The sequence below is a fragment of the Pseudoalteromonas sp. APC 3694 genome (genome assembly GCF_030407565.1).
GTDB lineage: Bacteria > Pseudomonadota > Gammaproteobacteria > Enterobacterales > Alteromonadaceae > Pseudoalteromonas > Pseudoalteromonas tetraodonis.
Map to the genome: position 1 here is coordinate 1 of NZ_JASDDE010000107.1, position 4552 is coordinate 4552.

Genomic DNA, 4552 nt, shown 5'->3' on the forward strand with positions numbered 1-4552 from the left:
TATCATTTTGATTCAATATGTTAGTAAATCTCTTAACCAGAGTTCAGGTTAAATAAGCGCTTTATAGCTTGGTTTCAAGCTCTGCTACTTTCACCATTATTTTTTGTATTTTACCGTTACGGTATAGCTCAAACTCAATTTCTTTCCCCGGTTCGGTACTGCCTATTTTTTTCAATACATTTTGTGGATTAGCCACTGAAAGCCCAGCAATTTTAATCACAATATCTTGCTCTTCTATACCCGCCTGCCATGCAGGGCCTAAAGGGTCTAGGTTGGTAATACGCATGCCTGCAACGGGCGTTAAGCTATCATTGACCTCTTTACCTGTACTGTCTACCGCTATGCCTTCAAAGCCCAAATAGCCACGCACAACACGACCATGGCGAATAAGTTTGCCCATTACCTCTTTTGCCAAGGTGTAAGGCACCGCAAAAAAGATGCCTTGTATATTTAAGTTTTCACGGGTTTTAAACTGGGCAGAGGTGATCCCTACTAAATCGCCATTAGAATTTACCAGTGCACCACCAGAGTTACCTACGTTAATAGCAGCGTCCATTTGCAGTAAGTTATTGTAAGGACTGTCGGTAATTTTTTGCTTACCGGTGGCGCTAATGATCCCCTGAGTAATGGTTTGCCCTAAGTTAAGTGGGTTTCCGATGGCTAATACTAAATCGCCTACACTCGAAGTGTAGTTATCGTTAACGGGTATAACAGGCAGGTGATTGGCATTTATTTTTAATAATGCTAAGTCGGTAATAGTATCAAAGCCAATGAGTTGCACATCAAAAAAACGTCTGCCGTCAGTAAGAATAACCAGTATTTGATCGGCATTATTGATCACATGGTAATTAGTCAAAATATAACCGTCAGGTGACATGATCACCCCAGAACCAAGCTCTTGCACCGTATTTTGGCGTTTATAGCGTGGCTCTTTAGAAATGCTTTCTGAAAAAATGGTGACAACCGATGGTGCCGCGCGTTTAACCGCATCCGAAAAGCTCAAATGACTTGCAGTCATTGCACTAGGTAGCGGCACGTTAGGTAGCAATGCAGTGCGCATGTTAGGGCTAAAAAAAACCACTAAAAAAGCAATGCCTAAACCGGCAAATAGAGGAGGAAGTACAAATTTTAGAAGTTTTAGCACGGTATTCTTATTGTTAGTGAGCAATCCCTTTATGATGGCACAAAAAAAATAACAGCGGCAAGTGCCGCTGTTACTTTTATTGTATTATTACTGAATTAATACAAAAATAGACTCACGCCCGCGTTTTACACCTAACACAATATTACCTTGAATATCTTCGATAATTTTGTTCATGTCGCGAATGCTTTCTACTCGTTGACGGTTTACTTGCACAATAACATCGCCTTCTTCAAGGCCTACTCGTGCTGATGGCGAACGAGGGTCGACAGAGGTCACCTCAATCCCTTTCATTTTGTTCTTCTTCACGTTTTCAAGCGTTGCACCTTGGAATGCTGGGTGTAACTCTTCGCCCGCAGCGGTAATGCCTGATGCACCATCTAGGGTTACTTCCACATTTTTAACTTTACCGTCACGGTAAATCCCCAACTGTACTTCACGACCCTCACCTAAGGTGGCAATTTTACTGCGTAGCTCATGGAATCCGCTAATTTCACTGCCGTTAATGCTAATAATTACATCGCCTGCTTTAATTCCCGCTTTGCTGGCTGCGGTGTCATCCATTACCTGCATAACATAAGCCCCTTGTTTAACATCAAGCTGCTGTGCTTTAGCAAGACCTGCATCAAGAGGGCGGCCTGAAATACCTAACGAACCACGGCGTACTTCACCATGCTCTACAATTTGATCAACTAGGTTTTTCATCATATTTGACGGAATAGCAAAGCCAATCCCCACATTTCCACCTGATGCACCTAAAATAGCGGTATTAATACCAATCAGCTCACCGTTTAAATTAACTAAAGCCCCACCTGAGTTACCTTGGTTTATCGCGGCATCGGTTTGAATGAAATCTTCGTAACCCTCAATATTTAAGCCACTGCGGCCTAATGCGCTAACAATACCTGAGGTAACCGTGTGGCTTAAACCAAAAGGGTTACCAATTGCGACGGCAAAATCACCGACACGTAAGTCATCTGAGTTAGCTAGCTTTACTGCGGTTAATTCATCTGCGTCTATTTGTAGTAGCGCAATATCAGACTCTTTATCGCTACCAATTTTTGTTGCTTCATATTCGCGGCCATCTTCAAGGGTGACTACCATTTTTTCAGCGTCTTGCACTACATGGTTGTTAGTAACGACATAACCTTTGTCAGCATCAATAATAACTCCTGAGCCTAAACCACTAAACTGGCGCTTTTGGCTACGTGGCTGCGGGTTGCCAAAAAAGAAATCGAGCGGGTCACCGCGTCGGCGAACCTCTTTAGAGCCTGAAACCTGAATACTCACTACACCTGGGGTAATTTGCTCAAGCATAGGGGCAAGTGTTGGTAATTGTTGACCATTAACGGCAACCGGCAATTTAGCAAACGAGGCGGTTGGACTTAGTAATAAGCTGGTAGATAAAATAGCAGCACTGATAAGTGATAATTTCATTTTCATAGTCAGGGTTTACTCCACTTAAAAAGCAAAAGGCTGCAATAAGCAGCCTCAAAAAAGTATATCAGTAAGATAAAACAACAAAGCTGTTATATCTAAAGACTATGGGGTCAAAAAAAAGTTCATCAAGATGCTTTAGAAGTATTCACATCACCAGCAAATAATCCTGATTTACCCGACACATAATCAGCTGGTTGGGCATCGGCGTTTGAGCGATCTGAACTACGTTCTTTTAATGACGCTTGTAACTGTTCGGTGGTTTCTTTAGAGAAAAACGGTTCAGCAGGGGCTTTATTTCTGTCTTCAAGTAACAGTTGATTAGTTTCTTCAACATGACTTAATAACTGATCGTAGTTTTCTTTCATTTTGTTTACTAACTTACCAGTATTCGCTAAATGGTCGGCAACATCTTGGCGATACTGCTCAAGCGAATGCTTAGCTTGCTCTGCTTGTTGCTCTAATTCATCATGTTTAAACTGTTTTTTAGTGACAAAGGCACCAACGAAAAATGCAGCAATAGCAACTACTACCACTAATCCTACCCATGTAAATGTACCCATAAATTCACCTCTATGCGAAAATAACTAAAAAAATTTAGTTCAATAATAATTCATACTAAGTCTAATATACCCTGAGTATTGATGCGTGTTAATATGCTTTACAAATTAAACTGTGTTTTAACTGTAAATAGATATGACTCCTTGGCAAACATACCAGCAAGACCTTCAACGCGATGACTTTGTACATGACGCAGCACAAGAAAATGCAGTTCGTCATTTACAGCGTTTATACGACGATTTAACACAAGCAAAACCACAATCTAAAGGCTTTTTTGCAAAGCTTTTTAATAAAGCAGAGCCAGCTCCCATTAAAGGTTTATACTTTTGGGGTGGCGTAGGCCGTGGTAAAACTTACCTTGTTGATACTTTTTACGAAGCTTTACCGGGCGATAGAAAAATGCGAGTGCATTTTCACCGTTTTATGCACCGAGTACACGACGAGCTTAAAAAGTTAAACAACACAGCAAACCCATTAGAAACAGTTGCCGATATTTTTAAAGCAGAAACAGACATAATTTGTTTTGATGAGTTTTTTGTTCAAGACATTACCGATGCCATGCTGCTCGGTGGTTTAATGGAGGCGCTATTTGCTCGTGGTATTGTGTTGGTTGCAACCTCTAATATTATACCTGATGATTTATACCGCAACGGCTTACAACGCGCTCGTTTTTTACCGGCTATTGCCTTAGTGAATAAGCATACTGAAATAGTAAATGTAGATTCCGGTGTTGATTACCGGTTACGTACACTGGAACAAGCAGAAATTTTTCACAGCCCGCTTGATGAGCAAGCTGATAAAAACCTATTTGAATACTTTGATAAGCTCTCCCCTGAGGCCGGTAAAGTAGACACCCCAATTGAAATAGAAGGGCGGATGATCAAAACCCGCAAGGTGTCTGATTGCATCGTTATGTTTGAATTTAGTGAACTGTGTGAAACCGCGCGTAGCCAAGTGGATTACATGGAAATAAGCCGATTATATAACACGGTGATTTTATCAAACGTAAAACAGCTTGGACAAAATAATGATGATGCAGCAAGGCGTTTTATTGCGTTGGTAGATGAGTTTTATGAGCGTAACGTTACCTTAATTATCTCTGCAGAAAAACCCATTACCGAGCTCTATACACAAGGCAATTTAAACTTTGAATTTAAACGCTGTATTAGTCGCCTGCAAGAAATGCAATCGTTAGAATATTTAGCCCGAGAGCATTTAGCTTAAAATACGAAGGTTAGTGGGCGACGGGCTGCGGGTCTCGAGCAAAACTGATTAAATCTGACAGGCTGCTATGAGCTGTGAGATCAACTGGTCGATGCAACGCTATCCTTAAACAAGGGGGACGTTCGGCTAACACATTTCTGCCCCAAAACGTGTTAAAGCAATTATTCTATAGGTCGGCTTTGAGCGATA

Annotated in this window: 4 protein-coding genes; 1 reads left to right on the top strand and 3 read right to left on the bottom strand. The window is 41.2% G+C overall.

Annotated features, from left to right (window positions below; translation table 11 throughout):
* Window positions 1-61: 61 nt before the first annotated feature.
* From QMA00_RS18555 to QMA00_RS18565, 3 genes are all read right to left on the bottom strand, one after another.
* Window positions 62-1144, bottom strand: coding sequence for a trypsin-like peptidase domain-containing protein (locus tag QMA00_RS18555; protein WP_262977136.1), 1083 nt, complete (start codon window positions 1142-1144; stop codon window positions 62-64).
* An 87-nt stretch (window positions 1145-1231) separates the two neighbouring features.
* Complete coding sequence (locus QMA00_RS18560) at window positions 1232-2584, bottom strand: Do family serine endopeptidase (RefSeq protein WP_008465125.1); 1353 nt, start codon at window positions 2582-2584, stop codon at window positions 1232-1234.
* A gap of 122 nt (window positions 2585-2706) precedes the next feature.
* Window positions 2707-3141: a YhcB family protein gene (locus QMA00_RS18565; protein ID WP_008465126.1), complete on the bottom strand. Its 435-nt coding sequence runs from the start codon at window positions 3139-3141 to the stop codon at window positions 2707-2709.
* Window positions 3142-3274: 133 nt separating this feature from the next.
* Between QMA00_RS18565 and zapE the strand changes: the two genes are divergently transcribed.
* On the top strand, window positions 3275-4363 hold the full coding sequence (gene zapE / locus QMA00_RS18570; RefSeq protein ID WP_008465128.1) for a cell division protein ZapE: 1089 nt from the start codon (window positions 3275-3277) through the stop codon (window positions 4361-4363).
* The last annotated feature ends 189 nt before the right edge of the window (window positions 4364-4552 follow it).

What these genes read in the sequence shown, in the direction of transcription:
- zapE (WP_008465128.1), top strand. Translation starts at nt 3,275, where the DNA reads ATGACTCCTTGGCAAACATACCAGCAAGACCTTCAACGCGATGACTTT.
- QMA00_RS18560 (WP_008465125.1), bottom strand. Translation starts at nt 2,584, where the DNA reads ATGAAAATGAAATTATCACTTATCAGTGCTGCTATTTTATCTACCAGC.
- QMA00_RS18565 (WP_008465126.1), bottom strand. Translation starts at nt 3,141, where the DNA reads ATGGGTACATTTACATGGGTAGGATTAGTGGTAGTAGTTGCTATTGCT.